12 protein-coding genes and 1 pseudogene are annotated in these 20,388 nt (G+C 38.9%); 7 read left to right on the top strand and 6 right to left on the bottom strand.

From position 1 onward, the window contains the following. Positions 1–716 precede the first annotated feature (716 nt). The 7 genes and pseudogenes from ACZ5A8_RS09400 to ACZ5A8_RS09370 all read left to right on the top strand — a co-directional run. Positions 717–3,674 (top strand): NosD domain-containing protein, encoded by a 2,958-nt coding sequence (locus ACZ5A8_RS09400; protein ID WP_464533540.1) that lies wholly within the window; start codon positions 717–719, stop codon positions 3,672–3,674. 802 nt (positions 3,675–4,476) lie between these two features. Further along, positions 4,477–6,471: a right-handed parallel beta-helix repeat-containing protein gene (locus ACZ5A8_RS09395; protein ID WP_464533539.1), complete on the top strand. Its 1,995-nt coding sequence runs from the start codon at positions 4,477–4,479 to the stop codon at positions 6,469–6,471. Between the two features lie 895 nt (positions 6,472–7,366). Further along, positions 7,367–8,617, top strand: coding sequence for an MBL fold metallo-hydrolase (locus tag ACZ5A8_RS09390; RefSeq protein WP_464533537.1), 1,251 nt, complete (start codon positions 7,367–7,369; stop codon positions 8,615–8,617). Positions 8,618–8,723: 106 nt separating this feature from the next. Then, the gene (locus ACZ5A8_RS09385) at positions 8,724–8,867 is read left to right on the top strand and encodes a hypothetical protein (protein ID WP_464533536.1); all 144 of its coding nucleotides are present in this window, start codon (positions 8,724–8,726) and stop codon (positions 8,865–8,867) included. A 19-nt stretch (positions 8,868–8,886) separates the two neighbouring features. Beyond that, positions 8,887–9,060 (top strand): (Fe-S)-binding protein, encoded by a 174-nt coding sequence (locus tag ACZ5A8_RS09380; RefSeq protein ID WP_464533535.1) that lies wholly within the window; start codon positions 8,887–8,889, stop codon positions 9,058–9,060. A 130-nt stretch (positions 9,061–9,190) separates the two neighbouring features. Continuing rightward, positions 9,191–9,265: a DUF2148 domain-containing protein gene (locus ACZ5A8_RS09375; RefSeq protein ID WP_464534081.1), complete on the top strand. Its 75-nt coding sequence runs from the start codon at positions 9,191–9,193 to the stop codon at positions 9,263–9,265. Positions 9,266–9,492: 227 nt separating this feature from the next. Continuing rightward, positions 9,493–9,663, top strand: a pseudogene (locus ACZ5A8_RS09370) (tautomerase family protein); the annotation flags it as partial. A gap of 79 nt (positions 9,664–9,742) precedes the next feature. Here ACZ5A8_RS09370 and ACZ5A8_RS09365 read toward each other — a convergent pair. From ACZ5A8_RS09365 to ACZ5A8_RS09340, 6 genes are all read right to left on the bottom strand, one after another. Next, the gene (locus tag ACZ5A8_RS09365) at positions 9,743–11,734 is read right to left on the bottom strand and encodes a DUF460 domain-containing protein (protein WP_464533533.1); all 1,992 of its coding nucleotides are present in this window, start codon (positions 11,732–11,734) and stop codon (positions 9,743–9,745) included. A gap of 800 nt (positions 11,735–12,534) precedes the next feature. Continuing rightward, positions 12,535–13,668, bottom strand: a complete 1,134-nt coding sequence (locus ACZ5A8_RS09360; RefSeq protein WP_464533532.1) for a serine/threonine-protein kinase RIO2 — start codon at positions 13,666–13,668, stop codon at positions 12,535–12,537. Positions 13,669–14,477: 809 nt separating this feature from the next. Further along, the gene (locus ACZ5A8_RS09355) at positions 14,478–14,876 is read right to left on the bottom strand and encodes a transcriptional regulator protein (protein WP_229390650.1); all 399 of its coding nucleotides are present in this window, start codon (positions 14,874–14,876) and stop codon (positions 14,478–14,480) included. A 1,560-nt stretch (positions 14,877–16,436) separates the two neighbouring features. Continuing rightward, positions 16,437–16,589 (bottom strand): hypothetical protein, encoded by a 153-nt coding sequence (locus tag ACZ5A8_RS09350; protein WP_464533530.1) that lies wholly within the window; start codon positions 16,587–16,589, stop codon positions 16,437–16,439. A gap of 1,034 nt (positions 16,590–17,623) precedes the next feature. Continuing rightward, positions 17,624–19,054, bottom strand: coding sequence for an IS1634 family transposase (locus tag ACZ5A8_RS09345; RefSeq protein WP_464533529.1), 1,431 nt, complete (start codon positions 19,052–19,054; stop codon positions 17,624–17,626). A 461-nt stretch (positions 19,055–19,515) separates the two neighbouring features. After that, the gene (locus tag ACZ5A8_RS09340; protein ID WP_464533528.1) at positions 19,516–20,244 is read right to left on the bottom strand and encodes an MEDS domain-containing protein; all 729 of its coding nucleotides are present in this window, start codon (positions 20,242–20,244) and stop codon (positions 19,516–19,518) included. Positions 20,245–20,388 lie beyond the last annotated feature (144 nt).

Genomic DNA, 20,388 nt, shown 5'->3' with positions numbered 1-20,388 from the left:
CTTATTAAGAGCGGGAAACCGGTTACTATCCGGGCATTGAGAAGCTTTGAAGGTTACGATTTATCTCCTGATAAAACCTTGAATCAGTAGAGTCCGGGGTTTCTCACCTTTTAATTTTTCATTTTTTTCTCCAGTCCCGTTACTTTTAAATATCTTTCTCCATTCCAGTGAATCTTATTTAACTTTTATTTTTTACATTTTTCTTTACCAGAATATCTGAATTATTCTTATAGATTTTTTGCAAGCTAATCTGTAAGAATAATTTAGACAAGACGACATTTTTTTCGGGAAAAACATTATAAATATATTAATTTTTCCTGGTGCAGTTGAAGTAATTATGTTATCCATAAAATTTATCACACTATTTGAAAAATCCCACTTGCCCAACCGGAAAAATTACCCATATAAAACTAAATTAAGCTTGACTTGTTGGAATGGACAAAATAATGTGTTGTCGGCACTGACTGATTTAAGCAACGTTATAACCAGACTGGGGAAAGGATAATTTAACAGAAAAGACGTACCGTTAATTTCAATAAACATAGCTATTTTTCGTCCCGGTTTTCCAGAATATATCTCTTTTGAAAAATATTAAATATAACCAGTACGTTTATATTGTGAATGTAATTAATTCCTAATTAATTAGAGGAAGTATCAGTGTAAATTTCTTCAATTCATAGGGAGGAATTAGAATAAACATATTAAAAATTTTAATATTGACCACTCTCATACTCACACTAAGCTCCTGTGCTGAGGCAGCGACTGAATATCCAGTTGCTCCCGGAGACTCGATACAGGCTGCGGTGAATAATGCATCTTCAGGAGATGTAATTATCGTCGCGCCCGGAACTTATACAGAAAATATCGTCATAAATAAAAATGACCTGATAATAAGGTCAGGATCCGGAAACCCTGCGAATACGATAATTTCTGCTAACAACCCAGGCGTATCCGTAATCAGTATACAGAACGGAAATAATGTAACAATTGAAGGGTTTAAGATTACCGGTGCGGGAACTAATACTTCAGGAATCTATTTGACCGGAAGTAATTACTGTACCATTGAGGACAATGTATTATACAATAATTATTTAGGTGTTCGTATTTCTGGTTCTCGGGGGAACAGACTCTCAGAAAATACTGTTGACCTGAGCGCTTCCCACGGTATAGTTATGGAAAACACAACAGAGAGTATTATAGAGAATAATGATGTGAACTCAAGCGGAATTTTTGGTATCTATCTGTACTATGCAAACAGCAATAACCTGACAAGCAACACGATGTTTAATAACACCAATAATGGTATCAACCTGGTATTTTCTTCAGGAAACACAGTCTCGGATAACACTGTTTTTGATGACACCCTGAGTTTGAACACTCATAGTATTTTCCTGAATAATTCTCACAACAATAATCTGCAAAGCAATACAGTTTCAAACTGTGACTATGGAATAGCCATGAGGTATTCCAACAATAACAACCTGATTAACAATAATGCTTATAATAATAATAGAGGTATCTACCTAACCTTAACATCCAGCATAAACACGCTTTCAGGCAATCAGGCAAATTCAAACTTAATAAACGGCATTGTTCTGGATAACGCTGGCAACAACAACCTTATCAACAATACCGCCAGGTTAAACACTGCTAGTGGTATCATTCTCGGGAATGCCAGAGACAATACCCTGACCAATAACAGCGCATCTGGAAACAGTAAAGGAATTTACGTACTTACTTCAGCCAGTGGAAACACACTTTCGGGTAATGTTGTGAATTCGAATACTGGTAATGGTATTCAACTTGAAAATGTCAGCAATAACAACCTTACCGGCAACACAGCAAGTTCGAACGGTGTTTATGGGATTTACCTGGCAAGTTCCAGCAATAATTACCTGATCGGCAATATAGCTTCGAGCAATTCTAAAGGTATCTATTTAATGACTTCAAGCGGGAATATGATCTCAAACAATACAGTATCTAATAATACAGTACACAATACTTCGAATGGGATAATGCTCTCGCTTTCCGATAACAACATCCTATATATGAACAAAGCTATTAGCAACACATATGGAATTTCTTTGAATTCTTCTAAAAACAACAATATCTCAAGCAACAATGTAACTTCGAGTACTAGTAACGGCCTATTTTTATGTGCTCAGAGCACCAATAATCGTATTTACAACAATTACCTGAACAATACAATGAATGTAAACAATAAAAATAGCGGAAGCACATGGAACACAACAAAGGCTCGAGGCACAAGCATTGTGGGCGGATCCAATATTGGAGGCAATTACTGGGCAAACCCCTCCGGGACAGGCTTCTCCCAACTAAATGCAACTCATGATTCAGATGGGGACGGCATTATTGATTTTAAATATGATGGAGATAACTTAACAGACTACCACCCGCTTTTAGCTGTCTATGTACCGGAGCCGGTGTATCCTGTTGCAAATTTCACCACGAATGTCACCAGAGGGAATGCTCCTCTTGCAGTCCTGTTTACAGACAACTCTCAAAATGCAACTGGATGGAACTGGAACTTTGGAGACGGAACCAATTCAACTGAGCGGAATACAACACATACTTATTCCTTAGCAGGAAACTATTCCGTTAACCTGGCAGTAAGCAACGCAAACGGCACGAATTCAAAAACTGCTGTTATAACTGTACTGCAAGAGCAGGGAGGAAATGAAAGCCCTGTGATGCCTGTAGCAGACTTCAGCGCCAATGTGACCAGCGGATATGCTCCTCTCTCGGTCATGTTTACCGACCTGTCACAAAACGCAACATCAAGAATCTGGGACTTCACCAATGACGGAACTGGTGACACCGATGTGTCACCGGTTGTTTATGTGTACACTGCTCCTGGGACCTATACCGTTAACCTGACATCAGGCAACCAAAATGGTACGAAATCAAAACTTGCTACAATAACTGTTTCCAGCAAGGAAGAAGAGCACCACAGCAGCGGCGGAAGCAGCCACAGCAGCGGCGGTGGCGGTGGTTCTCCTGAACCTGCAAGAAATGTTGACGTAAAGGAACTTTCACAGACATTTATTACGAACGGCAAAGAAACGAAGTTTAATTTTACGAAGAATGCAACCTGCGTTGTATATGTTGGCTTCGATGCAAAAAAGACCGTGGGCAAGACCACAACCATTGTCGAGCAGTTAAAAAACAAGTCCACACTTGTTTCCTTACTGTCTGAAGGAGAAGTCTACAGGTACTTTAATGTCTGGGTTGGCAACAGCGGGTTTGCAACTTCAAAGAATATAGAAAACCCTGTGATCTGCTTCAAGGTTGAAAAGTCCTGGATACAGGATAAAAAGATCGAGAAAGATTCTATCACCCTGAACAGGTACAGTGATAAAAAGTGGGAACAGCTGCCAGTCAGCCTGTTAAAGGAAGATAGCAAATATCTGTACTTTACAGCCGATGTTCCCGGATACTCTTTCTTTGCAATAACAGGGAAAGAAAATACCTCTCCTGAAGAAACTGTAACTGAAATACAGCCTGATGGGTCTGACAACCCTGAGAATATTGAAAATACAGGGTCAGAAGCTGATCAGGAGTCCGACGAAGACGAAAGCCCAGGTACGCCTGGTTTTGAGATGGTTTATGGAATAACCGGTCTACTTGCAGTATCCCTGTATAAAAGGAAATAAAACAGTTAGATGAAAGTAAAAAACAGTAGATATAAGTGCAGAAAAAATGGATAAAGGTTTGATGTCTTTATCCTATTTTTTTATTCTTCTTTTTTTCGTTTTATTCTTTTTCTTGTAGCGTTTCCTACACGCTCTTTTCTACCGCTTTTTTTGCTTACCCTTTATCCTTTACTTTTTCCTTTCATTTTTCCTTTTTCTGTCATATCTTACTCTTTGAGCCGATCCCAAAACTCAAAATTGTGTCTCTAAATCCTATCTCTCGATAAATCGAGTTTCTTATATGGAGAATAGTTCTGAGCAATTATTGATTTAAGAATAAAACTGGTTTTGGGATGAACTTTTTATTATGTACTGCTTCCTTCTGACTTTTAGATTTATATCCATTACTTACAGGATTCTAAAATCCATTTTTCATGGAGAACAGGAAAAACAAATTCTTAACCTGAAAGTAAAAAGATCTTAGCAGGATCATGTCTTACCGGATTGAACACCTGCCTGTGATAAACAGCAGGTAAGGCTAATTTTAAAGGATCAACTGTCAGCTCGTTATTCTGAAAGTTAATCTTAAACTTAGGAAAAGAGAAAATATTGATTTTATTTCAATAGACTGGAATTGATTTTCTTTTCTTCATGTACTTTTATCGCTATTATTCTGATATTATTTTCTAATACATTTATATTATTTCATGTTTATTTCAGCTTGGAGAATATAAATTAAAATAATAAATTATATCGAACGTGGGGGATTCAAATACACAGAGTGATTGCTCTATTTTTAGCCTTACTAGTTTTAACATTAAGCTTGGGTATCGGAACTGCAGCCGAAATTATTGTCCAGCCAGGACAATCAATACAGGACGCAGTGAATAGTTCGGTTTCAGGCGATGAGATTGTCATCAGCCCTGGGAACTATACTGAAAACATCAGAATAACGACAGGTGACTTGATTATCAGGTCAGCTTCCGGGAATCCAGAAGATACAATAGTGACGGCAAACAATCAGGCTGAGGATGCATTTTATGTCGAAGCAAATAACGTAACAATTAGAGATCTCAGCATTAATAATGCCGGAAACGACCGCGCAGGGGTTTACCTGATAAGGTCCGGTAACTGTACTATCGAAGATAACGCGTTTTTAAATGACGCTCTCGGAATATACCTTAAGAACTCAAATTATAACCTTATTATCAATAATACGGCAGCAGAAGGTAGGAGAGCAGTTAATGTTGAGAGATCAAACTATAATATAGTTTCAGACAACACTGTTTCGAATCAGAGGTTCGGAATATATCTCCTTGTCTCCGAAGGGAATATCGTCTCAAATAATACGGTAAGTATGAGTGCTGACCACGGTATTGTCCTGGAGAGCTGCAGTAATACCAGCCTCGAAAACAACAACGCAAGCTCAAATGAAGATAATGGCATTCACATTATTGGTTCAGGTAACAATAACCTGACAGGCAATACGGTAGATTCAAACATGGTCTATGGCATCCATCTGATGGATTCCAGTGGTAACAACCTGACAAACAACACAGTAATGAATAACAGCAGAGGCATTTTCCTGTTAAGGTCAGGAGAAAGTATACTGTCGGGCAACACGGTTTCAAATAACGGGAATGGTATCCTGCTTACATCCGCAGGAAACAGTAATTTCACGGAGAATACAATTTCGCAAAATAACATCTCTGGAATATCTTTACTAAACTCTACTAACTGCAATATAAGTGAGAATATACTGTCGAACAATGGACTTGGAATAGATCTGGCTTTCTCAAGTAACAGTACAGTCCTTAATAACAGTATTCAGGACGGGGGAAGAGGACTTAACCTGCAGGACTCCAATTACAATATGCTCTTAAACAATACAGCTTTGAACAACAGGTACGGAGCTTACCTGCTGCGTTCAGGCTGGAACTTACTCTCAAACAACACGGCAAGCGAAAGCAATGACCATGGTATTGTGCTGGAGAACTCAAGCAATTACAATGACCTTACCAGCAACATAGTAAGTTCTAACCGTGCTTATGGCATATACCTCACAGGTTCAAATAACAATAACCTAAGCAGCAACGAAGTCTCCGGCAATAATAGAGGAGTTTACCTTATGACATCGAGCGGGAACACTCTTTTGAACAATACTGTTCTGAATAGTGGCGAATATGCAGTCCTGCTGGCTTATTCCTCAGGTAACAATATCTCAGAAAATGAGGCTTCTAACAGCAACCGGGGTATCCACCTGAGCACCTCCAGCGACAACATACTTTCAGGCAATACAGTTATCTCAAACGGTGTTTCCGGTATACATATAGCTTCAACAAGCAACAATAACACCGTCTTTAATAACTATCTGAACAACAACATTAACGCAGATGTTAAACAGGGAAGCGTTGGGAATATCTGGAACACAACGAAAACTGCGGGCACAAGCATAACAGGCGGATCCAGTATAGGGGGCAATTTCTGGGCAAAACCCGATGGGACAGGCTTTTCCCAGAATGCAACCGATGCAGATGGAGACGGCATTGCCGATGAAGTGTTCAACATTTCAAATAGTGGATATACGGATTACCTCCCGCTTGTAGCTACCTCTGAAACACAACAGCCCATAATTCCAGAAAATTTAACGGATAATCAAACAGGAATATCCACAAACGAATCGGAGATATCTACAAACGAGACGGAAGTAGCTGTCAACGAGACGGAGATAAGCACCAACGAAACGGAAACAAAGACTTACGAAAATGAAACTACGTATAAAAATGAAACCACAATCAACAAAACGGAGTGGATATAAAGCTCGGTTTCATAGAAACATAACTAGGAAACATAACTAGGAAACATAACTAGGAAACATAACTAGGAAACATAACTAGGAAACATAACTAGGAAACATAACTAAATAACTTAATCAGTAAGAAAAATACTGGATGGAGGTATAGCTCCTTCATCTTAATTTTTTCCCATACTATTTTCCCATACTATTTTCCATGAGATCTTAATCTTCTGATTTTAAAAATTAAGCTCGATCTTGAAATCATACAATAGTAAAAGCAACAAGAAATAGGCAAAGCTGGAAGCGGCAGAAAAAATCGGCAATGTGTATCAAAATAAAACTTTACCGAAAAATACTATTTTCAACATTGGCTTTTTGTTACTTTTTACTGAATTTTCCAGCTTCTTCTTTTTTCATCGGTTTCTCTCTTCTTTGTTCTTCGTTTTCTCTCTTCTTTGTTCTTCGTTTTCTCCCTTCTTTTTGGAAAAGGCCGCCAGGCAAGCTGGCAGAGGCACTTATATGTCCTTAGACGAAATGTGGTTTCTGTAGTTAAGATAATTATTTTTCATACTAGGTGACCGTTTCCCTGTATTACTCAGTTTCTTTCAATTGATTTGTATACTTAACTATTGTCTTTTCTTATCTATGGCAAGTCGGCAAAGCTCTGCGCGGCGCAAGGGTAGAGAAACAAGAAATACCGTGTTAGATATGCTGGACAATATCAACCGATTGATCAGATGATTTATGATTTTCATCATCAGATCATAATATTAAATCAGTTTCCGTGGGTTTCCGTACCTTTAAGCCTTTAGCCGTCGTATCATAACTTATAAGGTCTGTAAAGCCAGATTTATTTCATAAGGCTTTTTGATAAGCTTATTCAAAAAATTAAATCGTAAAAAATAATTTTCAAGGGGTGTTTGTTCTGGAGCTTAGTTTTAAAGGCGGATGCAGGGAAGTAGGACGTTCGGGTTTGCTTGTTAACGGGGAAATTTTGCTCGACTACGGTATAAAGGCTGGAGATATTCCCGAATATCCCAGGGATGGTATGGAACCGAAAGCCGTACTGGTATCCCACGGACATCTGGACCACTGCGGGGCTGTCCCTAACCTGATGTACCTGAGCCCTGAGGTTTTCATGACTCCTCCGACAGCAGAGTTTACCAGCCTGCTGGGGAGAGATACCCTCAAGCTTGCAGAAACCACTCTTTCGGGTGTATCCCCGTTTGACCCTGATGACCTCCAAAAGCTTAACCAGCTAACACGCAGAAAAGACTACGGAGAAACCTTCAAAACTCATGGCTACAGTGTTTGCTTTTACAACGCAGGCCATATCCCCGGAGCTTCGGGAATTCGCATCGAATCCGAATCAGGAGAAAGCCTGTTTTATACAGGGGATCTCAATCTGCAGGAGACAAGACTTGTCCCGGGTGCGGAAGAGTTTCCTGAGGCTGATACCCTCGTGCTTGAAAGTACGTACTTCGGGGAAGACCATATCCCGCGTAAAGAAACCGAAGAGCGGTTCGTAGAATCCGTCCATGAGACCATTGACAGAGGCGGAACTGCCCTTATCCCTGCTTTTGCAATAGGTAGAACCCAGGAAGTCCTGATGCTCCTTGATGCTTACGGGATTAGGGCTTATGTTGACGGAATGGGCAGGGACGTGTACAAAATACTCAAAAAATACCCTGAATACCTCAGGAGCCCGGACCTCCTTGACAGGGCTTTTGATCGCGCCACGCAGGTAAAAGATCAGAAGCGGGACTCAGTACTTGGGGAACCGGCAGTAATTGTCACCACTGCCGGGATGCTGAATGGGGGTCCTGTACTCTATTACCTGAGCAGGCTTTACAAAGACCCGAAATCAAAAGTCCTGCTGACCGGCTACCAGGTTGAAGGCACGAACGGAAGGCTGGCCCTCGAACACAGGATGATCGAAACCAGGGGAGACGTCCTTACCCTCAAGCCCTCAGTCGAACAGTATGACTTTTCTGCCCATTGTGGGGACGGGGAGCTAAAGCAGCTAGTAAAGGACTTCTGCAACAGGGGCACTGAAAGAGTTTTTGTCATGCACGGAGAGAAAACGGAAGCCTTTGCAGAATGGATTTTAGAAGAGATCGGAGTTGAGGCTTATGCGCCTGCAAACGGGAAATCTTTCAGCTTTTAAAAGGGAAAGGATAAAGAAAACAAAGTATGAAATCTCTTTCAAAGACTGAAGGTCTCTTACAAAACCTGCGATATGCTTACGCCCCCAAAATTCCAATAATCTGGGTATGATCCTCAATCCCGAATCCGAAATACTTGAAACGTTTGCAAAAAGTATTCTTCTAGCTGCCAGGACTGCCCCAAAAGCCAAAGGAATGAACGATATAGTAACTGCTCTTGTTGAAAAAGATGATATTGAAACCCTTGTCTAGACAATGGAAAAGCTAGCAGATGAAAAAGATGCAGGTTTCATTTATCCCTTCAAAAGAGATTCTGCAAACCTCAGAAACGCCGGATGTTATCCTTATAGGAGTTAAAGCCAGTGGAGCTGCAGGCTTAAACTGCGGAGCCTGCGGCTTTGAGACCTGTGCAGAGATGCTGGACCGTCAGAAGGTGGAAGTCTAATTTCGGAGCCCTGCATGATCAAATGGCACAGACATGGGAATTGCCGCAGGCACAGCTGCCGCAAAGGCTAAGGATCTCTGTATGACAACAGGGTCACGTATACGTTGGTGCAGCATCAAGGGTTTCAGGCTTGCTGGATGCAGATGTTGCTTTTGGAATTCCGCTAAGTGTAATCGGGAAGAGTATCATTTTTGACAGGAGATAAACACCCTTAAAGAAAAAAGGGGTTTTATTCTGAGAAAATAGAGATATAAGCAAGAATAATTAAATAAAACTAAATATATAATTATTAAAAAGAGGAACAAGACAAAAATAAAAATAAAATTTGTTTTTTAAAGGCGGATGGAGATAGGAATGGGTTTCACCTGACCAGAGACTCGTTAGAAATTGAGAATAAAGGCACAAACACTAAAATATTGGGGGAAAAGTGAAATGCCATTTATCGAGATAAAAGTTTTTGAAGGGGAGTTCTCCGAAGACGAGAGAAAGAAGATTATTGAAGCTGTTACTGATGTTATGGTCTCGTTTTCGGGAGAGAATCTGCGCAGCGCTACCTGGGTCGTGATCCAGGAGGTAAAGAATGGAAACTGGGGGATAGATGGAAAAGCTCTGGGGCTGCAGGAGAGCAGGGTTCTGCAAGCGGGTACTACGAGAAAGCAGATGAGTTTTGTTGGAAGGAGCCCTAAACCAGGCCCCTCCGCCGTTCACTTCTATATTCTTCAAAAAGGCTCTCGAGCTTATCCTCTTTGGCTTTGTGACGCTTTATTTCGGCTTCTTTTTCCCAGGCAGCAATTGAAGCTTTCAGGGCTTCTGGCTCTGCCATTGCAAAATCTTCAGCTCTCTCAAGCTGGATATCCCTTATGACCGGCACATCTCCTTTAAAGAAGGTCTCTTCTGCTACATGAGAGATATCCTCAGGGATAATTACAGCCCGAACTCTGGCTTCCACAAGGATCTGAGCAGTTGCAGCTCCGCCCCCGCTAGGGTTTTCCAGAAAAACTACGTCTCCTGCTTTGAGCCCGTACTTTTCCTGTGTTTCGGCAATAGATTCCTTCGTAAAAGCTGCAATAACCTTTACAGGAGTGCCTTCACCTCGGATCTCCATTTTCTGGATTTTGCGTAGTTTGTTGCTTCTGCGTCTGAGTTCTTTTACGGTTTTGTTTTTATTGCTGAGTTCTTTTTTCAGGCTCTCTATAGTGCTATCTCTAATCTGGAGCTCTTTTGCTTTCCTAACTTCACTGTAAGCTTCCTTTTTGAAACCTTTCAACCTTGATTCAAGCTTTGAAATTTTTCGGTCTTTTGCAATAAGGGCCTGTTTTAGTTCTTCAACATAATCCTGCAGGTTCTGGATCTGTTCTCCCTGCCTCTGGACAGTCTCTCTCACTTTAAGGAGAGACTCGTCAACTGCCCTTTCCTCGGGTTTTTCAGGAGCAGCCTTTGCCTTCGACTTTTCAGGAGCACCTGATGCAGCCCGGACTTTTTCGACAGCAGCTTCTATTGAGTCTCCGCGGATTACATGAAGCTTTATCAATTCAAGGTCCGCATCTTCCGGAGCTTTCTTTTCGATACGCGTAAAGATATTCTTGTAACCTCTGTAGGTAAGAAGAGCAGCAGTCAATGCATCCCTTTCGTGGTCATTGGAATAGCCAAAAGTCTTCCCAAGCGCAATTTTTTCTTCGGCAGATACCTCGATTCCAGGGCTTGCAGGAACTGCGTTAAAGCTCCTCCTGATTTTTTCAACCGAGCCCGGCATCGGAGTAACATCACTTGCAATTACTGCAGGTTTTCCGTATTCTGCAATAAGCTTGACAACCTCGTCAGGAGCTATCCCCCTAAAACTTTTCAAATACAGGAGGTCCCCGTCGAGAGAAAGAATAGCTATGCCTACAGTTGTTCCCGGATCGAGCCCGACTATTGTGAATTTACGCCTCTGGTTCCTGGGTTTAAGAGGAACGTAGCGAATTTTGTCGCGTTCGACACTTCTCACACTTACCTGTGCATCGCTGCTTGCCATAGGGTGTATTGGAATCTCTCCGCGCTTTGCATAGACTGTAAATTCGGACCTCACATAGCCTCCGAACCCTTTCACATTTACAGCTTCGAACCTGATGCCTTTTTCCCGTGAAAGGTCCTTTAGGACGTTTTCAATCTCCCTGCTCCTCTGAAGCACGGCTCCGTGTACTTTTCTTCTGTACCGGTTCTGGCTCCAGCCTCCCCTCCCGAGAGAACGTGCCCTGCTGACCTTAATTTTCGTAATGTCTTCAAAAAGAGAAACCTCATGCCCGACCCCGAGATCTGCAAGCCTTGCACAGGCTTCAGCTTCGTCATTGGGGTTTTCGGGGTCAAAGGAAAACCCGTGCTTGCGTGCAATCCTGACAAGAGGTTCCGGGTGCAGCCCGCCTGTGACCTGGACAAGTTTAACGCCGTCAGGCAGGCGTTCCATAAGAGAAAGGAGCTCGCTTCTGTCAGCCGCAAGCTCGAAAATGTTGTCAACGGCTATTATCTCCGGCCTGTCCCTCTGGATCATATTAAAGATCTTCTGGCGGCGGAGCATACTCTGATGGGAAACCTCCCCATCCCTGAGAATGGCAAGGGCATACCTGGGAAGTTCCCTCGCCCTGGGAGAACCCCGGGCAATATCGATTCCATAGATAATCCTTTTTTGCATGAACACCTGTATTTTATTTTTTGTAGAATATATATTTAACTGATTCTACATCTATTAAATAAACTTAACTAAATCTATAAAGTCTATTTTTTCGTATCAGTTAATCTTTAGAACTTTAGGAAATTGAAGATTCACTGGTCTTAAATTAGCAGAAAAATACATTTTAGAATTATCCTTTTTCTGCAATTAACCTTTTTATTAATGCCAGAGTACAAATGAAAGTGAAAACAGAATTTGTTGACGGATTTACCCAAAATTTTATAGGATTTCTCCTCGTTTTTATCGGGAACATTTAACTGAGTAAATATGTTTATATGAGCTCATTGAGAAATTAATTTTATTTTTACATCAATAAGAGTTTTAGAGACATTTGCATTATGAGGGCTCGATGATTATTCCAAATTCGAGATTTAGGAAAGTATGTTGAGTCTCAGGATCAACTCGATATAAAAATTAAAAAACAAAAAAGGGACTTTGAGAATTTCAAATAAGGTAAAACAGTTAAATAGGCTGGTAATTTAAAAAGAGCAACAAATGGTTTTTACAGAGCTTTTTATATCTATCCCGCTCGTCTCTGACCGATTCGATTTGTCGCTAAAAAAATGTTACTGCACAGTTTACTGTTACAGAATAAGTATATAGGATTCAGATGGGTCAAATTAGCTTCGCCTCTAATGTTCCAGTTCATTGAGATCCATTTTTTGAATAATCAATAAACTGGACTGAGGGAGGGTTATGAATCCTCAGTGATGTGCTACTGAAGAGTAAAAGGTTTCAGTTTATTATTTTATTTATCCAATCTGAGTTTACTTATTATTCATCTGTTTCTTTGAATTCCTCTCTTCTCCGAACGCTTCTTCTTCGCTGTAATTTTCTTTATCTTTATTTTCTTCGCTGACATTCCCTTCATTTAGACCTTCCTCCTTTTTACCTGTTTCTTCTATAATTGCTTCGTCCATGTTTGTTTCTTCTTCGTTTGACTCTTCGCTATCTTCTTCGTCTCTGCCTGTTTCGTCTCTACTTGCTTCTTCTTTAGTTGCTTCGATTAAGCTTGCTCCACTTTTAATTTCCTCGAGAACTTCTTCAAGCTCCATTTTAATGTCGTATTTTCGGTAGAAATGGACCAGTACATTCGAAACATCCCTCTCCAGAATTTCGTCGGCATGAGGATGGTCCAGAGTGATATATTGAGGCCAGTCAATGAGCTGGACGCCTTCTTCGGAGACAAAGATATTATATTCACTTAAGTCGGCGTGGACGATTCCCAGAGAATAGGTTATCTTTACCTGCTTGAGAATCTCATCAAGATACCATTCAGCGTTAAGAAGTTTTGTTTTTGAAAGAAGGCTGCCTTTTGCAAGCTCCATCACAATTGCATGCCGGTTCTGGTCAAAAGGTTTCGGGATCGAGACCTTCGGATACAGCGTGGTCATTATCCCGTACTCTCTCTGAGCGGCAAGCCTGGCAGCATAAATCCAGGAAAAATGTTCTCTTTCTCCGAGGTGGTCACGTACTCTTTTTATTTGCTTAAAGCTGGTCCTGCCTTCCCTGTGAAACTTAATTATAACCGGAATAGGTCCCCCAATTGCAAGCTCAGGCTGCCGGATCGCCTCAAAAATGACGGATTCTTTGCCTACCCCAACTTCATCCCCTATGGCGCTGATGCTTTTCCTTTTCACAAATGCATTGAGAGCAAGGGCATCATAGCCTTCAAAGTAAATCTGGAAACCGTCGTAAGGCTGGGTGGTTCTGACAACAAGCTTATCACGCACAAGCTTCCTCAGCCTGTACTCAAGCTTATCAAAAGGCATTTTTGTATATTTACCAAGTTCTTCTACCGGCACCCACTCAAAATGTTTCATCCCTGTCTCGATGCCTGTAAGTATCCTGAAATCCTTTGCATCAAGCGTCTTAAAAACCTTTAGCACTTCTTCGATCATCCTATCCTGTTATACATATCATCCTCGATATTTAAATGATGGCTCTCTTCTGACCCACCCTAGTTTCGCCACCCGAGTTTCGCTTCCCGAGTTTCGCTTCGGGAGCACGAGGTCTGTTTCACTCGCTTCGCTCGTTCAAGCAGACCAATTTATAAAAATAACAGCTTTTACTTCCCGAGTTTCGCTTCGTGATCACAGGAAATCAGAGATTTCCTGAGAGTTGCACTGCAAGTGCAATAGCACGAGGTCTGTTTCATTCGCTTCGCTCTTTCAAGCAGACTAACTTATAAAACCATAGCTTTTACTTTCCAAATTACGCCTCGCCCGAATTGCGCCTCGGGATCATAGGAAATTGAAGATTTTTTGGGAGTTGCGATGTAATCTCAATAGTATACGGTTCTTTTCGCTTGTTTTGCTCGCTCAAAAGGACTTGTTTATGGGTTCTAAATTACGAATTTGTAACTGTTAAAACTGTATTCGCATACTAAACCGTTTTTGTCACGCTCGATGAAGGAGAGCGATCTTGCAAATATCCGGCATGTACTCCACATACCTAACACGCACATATACCTATAAGCTGGAATAAAAGGCCAGGGCTATCGTTTGGGACAAGGATAGAGGTTAAGAGAGGGAATGCCAGGCGTGAAGGAGTTGTCTGTCGGAGGACCAGCTATACTAAGGATGAGCAGATAGAAAAGTCAAACGAAGTTACCAAAAAGCAAGCTGTCCATATTAAATGTTCTTTACGATAATAGTGAATTCCCAAAAAGGATTGCATCCACTACGTCGCTAACCCTATTTGAAATCCTTCACTTTGAGGGAATGAGAGATACCTGTTTACTCATCACTTTTAGCTTCTTAATTGCTGAAATGGTTGCCTGAGACTCTTTATAAATCTTGTTTTCGTAATAACTTATGATCTCGTCAACCGGAGTCGCAAGAGAATAAATCTTCATCGGTCGTCCTTTTCCAGGCTTTTTTTCCGAACGCACACTGATCCAGGACTGGTTGTGCATTAGCCTCACTGCAAGACTGACTTCAGGTTGCCTTAATCCGGTACTTATTTCAATCTTCTGGGATGAAGCTTCGTCTACAGTCATAAGATATGCCATAGTAGTAGCAGCATTTCTTGACATCCCAAGATCACTCAATGCTTTAATAAAAATATGGTCGTTTTCATCCAACATTTTTACTTCAGAGTCTTTCATGATAACCCCTAGATATTTCTAGTTTTATGGATAATTTGTTATCTTTAAGAATGCTTTTATAAGTACTCATTAAAGTCGATGATACCTTATAAACATTTTCAAAATATATGCATTTACACGATTTTTGGTAGCTTGAGGTTTAAAGAATATTGATTTTTTGGTCAATCGCGTAAGCCCGGATATTATTATAATATGAATTTCTTTCTGTATCCTCTCTCAAACTGCCATTCCGCTAAAAATTAAAGGGTAACATTTATGGGTAAAAAGGGATACAGAAAGGAAGGAATAATTTGAGTCATTTTTTATGGTGTTTAACAATGTCTAAAAATATTCAGAAACCTAAATCTCGTAGAGAACATGATCAAATGAAACGCGATGGAATGAATAACCAAAAATCAATATCAGATAATAAGAGTATTAACCAAAAATCAGTATCAAATAATAAAAGTATAATTGAAAAATGCAAGAAACTTATCAGAAGAAACAACTCGGAAAGTTAAGCATTCTGATAATATCAAACTTCCAAAAAAGGTCTTAAGAAACGATCTTACAATTCAAACAATTTCTATAATTGAGTAATGGATAACGTTAACTTTAGATTCAAATAGTGAATTTTTCCGAAATTCAGGTACACATTGACCTTAAGGATAGTGCTTTATCCTGTAGGACTTACGCATTTGAGGTATAAAAGCAAATGCAGTAAACAGTATGATTTAAATTTACATTTTAGACATTTGACGGTTTAATTCTACCTTTTTTCGCCAACTGCGTAAGTCCTATCCCAATTGTAAACTTAATTATAATTTTAAGGCAGGCTCTAAATTGAATTGGTAAGTCTTAATTAAGTTAATACTTTTACCCAACTCCCTCAAACCTTTTTACATTTTTTTAATTAGGCCTCAACTAAATTATCCCTTTGCAGCCTTGACTAAGATCTATGATAAGCACTGTGAGCTTAAGGTGGCTATGATAAGCACTGCGAGCTTAAGGTGGGTTACAAACAAATACTTGCACCTCTCACTATAGCTATTTGTCTTTCCCAAAATTATTTTTATTTATTTATTTATTTATTTATTTATTTATTTAAGTAATTTAATGACAGATAGGGATTAACAGTGCAAAAAATTCAATCAAAAGAATATTTCGATGCAGTACAATTCCGTGCAGTACAAGCATATTTTGTCATCCATAAGGATCCTGCCAGTGTAATATTCGTTCCTTTTAAATACTCTATGGACAGATAAGCATAAATTGTCTGAGAAGATGTATTACCAGCGTGTCGATATGCTTGAACTGAAGGACAATTGCGTTAGCTTCTATACCGGTACAGAGTGTACTCTTGTATTATGTTCAAACCTGGAAAAATCAGAATTCTAATTGAACCTACTTTGATTTATGTATCGCTATTTTAAAAACATTATACGAGAGTAAGCCAAAAAAGCAAAATAAGTGAGGGAGCCTTGGAGATAAGAAGGCTATCAAATAAAATTATCTTACTATCTTTTTGTTCGATCCCCAAAAAGAGATCGCCGGTTTTATTCAGCTCTGAAAAATTTATTTTCATCTTATTATTTCTCTCTCGCATCCTGGACAAATTACATCTGCCATAGTCCTGGGGTGCTTAATACAAAGTCCTCCGTATTTGCATTGAACTATTAATTTTATCCCATCATTTACCAAATTGCTTTTATCTCTCTTTCTTTTTATCATCATTTCTCCAATTCTATCTTCTAACTCATTCTACCAGCCTATTAAGCTGCTCCTGTCGTCTGACAATGTCATCTTTAAGCTATCTTCATTATCTCTTCCTGCTCCGTGCTCTTCTCTACCCCTTCCTGCTCCTGTAAATGAAGGATAATAGTAACATCTATTCCAGCCAGTTCACTTGCGCAGAAACCACTTTTTATGAAACTGGAGCATATACGAGGCTAAGGTAGAACCAGGCATAGCTATTTTTGCACGTTAATCTCAAAGGAGTATAACTTTACTCTAACCACCCACAAATACCTAGAAGCTAATCTAAAAGGCCAGGGCTATCTCTGGATAATGATAGATCATTTGTATTAGGAAGGCTCCTTGAGGACTTTTATATCTGGAATGGTAATCAAAGCGGTATTCTGCACCTAACTTCAACAAATTTGAAAAGCATTCTATCATCCAGTAATCATTATATGCTGCTAATTTCTCTGGTTGTTTCCCTGCTGTTACACAGGGGAATGTAACCGTAAAAACGAACACGATAAACAGAATAAAAAGTAATGTTACCCAAAAAATGAATAATAAGACTGACATAGAAAACAAACATGATTCTAAACAATTGAATAAAAATATATATGCAAATTCTGAATCTCTCTCAAACTGAGAATATGGGTGACAGTGTAGCAGATGATGAGCTGATCCCAAAACTCAAAACCTACTTCTTTAAATCTTGTTTTGAAAGGAGCAATCAAACTACTTATTAGGAAAACAGTTATGGGCACCTCCCAATATGGGAGTAAAAATGACTTTTTGGGATAGACTCAAAAAGTAATTTAAGAGACTTCAGGGAAGCCTCGAAAATGCAGTACACCCTAAAAACTACTGTATTTTTCCCTTTTTCTCAATAAATTCGCCTCAATTTAGCCACATTCAAGCAATAATAACCTAAGTTTGACAGCATCCACTAATTGATACTGGACATTTCCGTTCTTTTTTGTCCCAACTGGACTTGACAATTCGGTTAAATTTATAAAAATTTATTATATATTCTATGTAATTCCATTCCTTTTTGCTACTATCAAGCTATTGATCCGATCAAAATTCGCAAAAATATAGTTTTTGACTCCATTTATCATAAACTTGATTGTAAGTGTCAAATTCCTCAAGCTTTTTTTAATGAATTTTGTAGACGTGTGTTTAATCTCCTCAAATTCATATCGCATCAGCGATATGAATAATTGAGCGATAAACCCAAGGATAATAGCTCCATAAATGCTATCATCCGACCACACTCTCAACGGTTTAATCTGGATTTCGTTTTTCAATGAATGGAATATTTTCTCAATAGAATCCTTTTTTCGGTATATCTTCAATGCATCTTCAAGTGTCAAATCCCTGTTTGATTTCAGACAAAAAAATCCTTCTCTTCCGTTAATCAGTGAAGCTTTCAGGAGTTCTATAGCTTCCTCGTCACTAAGCTCTTCGAGCTTAGTTCTAAAAGAGTAATCAATCTCAATCAACTCATTATTTACTCTGAATTTCTTAGGAAGCTTTTTGTTGTTTATGATGGCCTTCTGAATCTCTTTTGCTTCCTTTAACTTTCTCATAACAGCTCTTGCCTTTGATTCTAACTGCCTTTTCTGTAGAGCTTCAGAGAAATAGAAATATTTAATGCTGCTAGGCTTAACGATTTTTATTCCATATATACCTTTTTTTGAATCTATCAGTTCTGCTCTTTCCATATCAAATTTCTCAATTATTTTGTCGTCACTTGTATTCAGTTTCATGGCAGTGAGATATTCCATCTCATCTTCCTGTATAATATTGATATTATCTATGGTATTAGCTCCTTTATCAAAAACAATAAGAGAGCCTTCTTTAAGTCTACTTTTTACCTGATTATAAGTGTCTGAAAAATGCTCCAGATCAAGGACATTTCCTCTATTCACCGTAACTCCAATAGGTATGTTAATAGGGTTAGCTAATTCACTAATTCCAACGGTTATCTGCAGCTTATCAGGTCTGTGATCTCTGCTATATCCGTATTTACCAAGTTTGGATTTAGTTCCGTAAAGGACTATACTTGTCCAGTCAAGGTTTAGATTCGTTTGTTCAAAATCATAAACAGAGAATAGAGACTCCAGAATATCAGAGAGGATCTCCTCTCTGTTACGTCCTAACAGTTCAAGAGTTCTGTAAAGAACTCTTTCATGAAACCTTTCAAGATTCAATATCTCAAGAATTTCTTCCTGATTTAACCATTTGCCAGCTTCTTTGATGCTAAAATTCTCAGTTAATTTGTAGCTTAATAATCCTATCAGTAAACTATTGAGATCAAGACCCTTGCTTTTATGTTTACTAAAAATATCACAGAAATTAAGTTTTTCATAAAAGAGTTGGACGGCAAGGATAGATCCGATAGGAACACATATATTCTTGTTAGGAATTGTAGGGAATGCTCTCTGTTTTGTGATGTTCATTGGACCGAATAAAACAAAACAAAGAGCACTTATTTTTATCTAACTGTCAAACTCAGGCTCTATAGGTTTGGATACCCATACATAGCGTAATTCTAACCGGAGTTTATAAGATCTCATAAAAATCGTGGTGCAGCTATGGATATTATGTAGGTCTAACAAGAAATTAATTAAGTTCCAAACTTGTTTCGTTCAATTTTGGCGTCGCCACATATTGAACTAGCCCACCGATTGATACTTATATGATTTTCACCATATTATACTAAAGAAACCATAATAGGGCGTCTTGTTACAGAGATCCTGTGTTAGACCCCATATAGTGGGAAATTAACTATTTTTGTGCCACACCGATTTATTTAATTGGTTCTATATTTGTCGGTTTTATATTAAAATGCTTGGAATTGTTACCCAACATAATTAATTTTTTGTTAGACCCTATGTAGATCATGTCGCTTGATGTGGCTTTATACTATAAAGTATAAACTCCGGTCTAAATCTTGCAGGAAAATATTATCTGGAGAATTACCCAAAATAAACTGTAGACGCTCTTTATCTTCGCTGAGTTCCCTATTAGCTTTTTGAAGCTCGCCTTTTGTCCTTTCCCGCTCTTGGTTCCTTATTTGCTCCCATTTATTCTTCTTTTTTGCCAAAACAAAATCATGATTTGCAGCAATTTCAACGGTGTCAATTGAACTGCACATTTCGAGGGAATAGGTGCATAGAGCGATTACAGGATATTTGTCTATAACGGAATTAAGCATCTCTTCATAATCAATAAAATTATCTAGCTTCTCTTTTTTGAATGAGCAAACATTCTCAGTCAGTCTTAGACCATTATAACCGCTGATTAATGCCTGATTTGCTCTATTAATTATGTCATTTAAGACTTTCTGGCTATCGAGAATGCCTTCTTTTGAGTAAAAATCAGTAAAAGGAATAATTTCAATCTGCCCTTTTTCAAAATAGGTATCAATATCAGAAATGAATTCTTTCAGGACTTTCTTCGCATCTGCCGTTTCAATAATGTCTGATGTAATCCATAAGCAGAATTCTTTATTTTCCAGCCCCGTTTTAAAATAAGGAATAACTATCTCCATCAAATCTTCTTTTGTCTTGTAGAACTGGCAAAAATGCGTTCCCCAAGGGATATTTCCAACAATCCCAATGCCAGAACTTCTGATATCATTTTTCATTATCCCTCTCCAACTTTATTTTATAAAGATAAAAATGAGTTGACTCGAAATATCCAGGTTATCTTTCTTACCCATAATTGTTGCATTAAATTTGCCTATAACTATTTTTTAATATTTATTTTTTATAAATATTTTATTGTTAAA

This window comes from Methanosarcina subterranea, from assembly GCF_055385895.1.
Note: the sequence above shows the minus strand (reverse complement) of the source record. Positions and strands in the feature narration are given on the sequence as shown.

Bases quoted from the DNA above. Each gene is read 5' to 3' on its own strand.
- ACZ5A8_RS09350 (WP_464533530.1), bottom strand. From the start codon at position 16,589: ATGATGATAAAAAGAAAGAGAGATAAAAGCAATTTGGTAAATGATGGG.
- ACZ5A8_RS09345 (WP_464533529.1), bottom strand. From the start codon at position 19,054: ATGAACATCACAAAACAGAGAGCATTCCCTACAATTCCTAACAAGAAT.
- ACZ5A8_RS09380 (WP_464533535.1), top strand. From the start codon at position 8,887: ATGAAAAAGATGCAGGTTTCATTTATCCCTTCAAAAGAGATTCTGCAA.
- ACZ5A8_RS09360 (WP_464533532.1), bottom strand. From the start codon at position 13,668: ATGATCGAAGAAGTGCTAAAGGTTTTTAAGACGCTTGATGCAAAGGAT.
- ACZ5A8_RS09340 (WP_464533528.1), bottom strand. From the start codon at position 20,244: ATGAAAAATGATATCAGAAGTTCTGGCATTGGGATTGTTGGAAATATC.
- ACZ5A8_RS09355 (WP_229390650.1), bottom strand. From the start codon at position 14,876: ATGAAAGACTCTGAAGTAAAAATGTTGGATGAAAACGACCATATTTTT.
- ACZ5A8_RS09385 (WP_464533536.1), top strand. From the start codon at position 8,724: ATGATCCTCAATCCCGAATCCGAAATACTTGAAACGTTTGCAAAAAGT.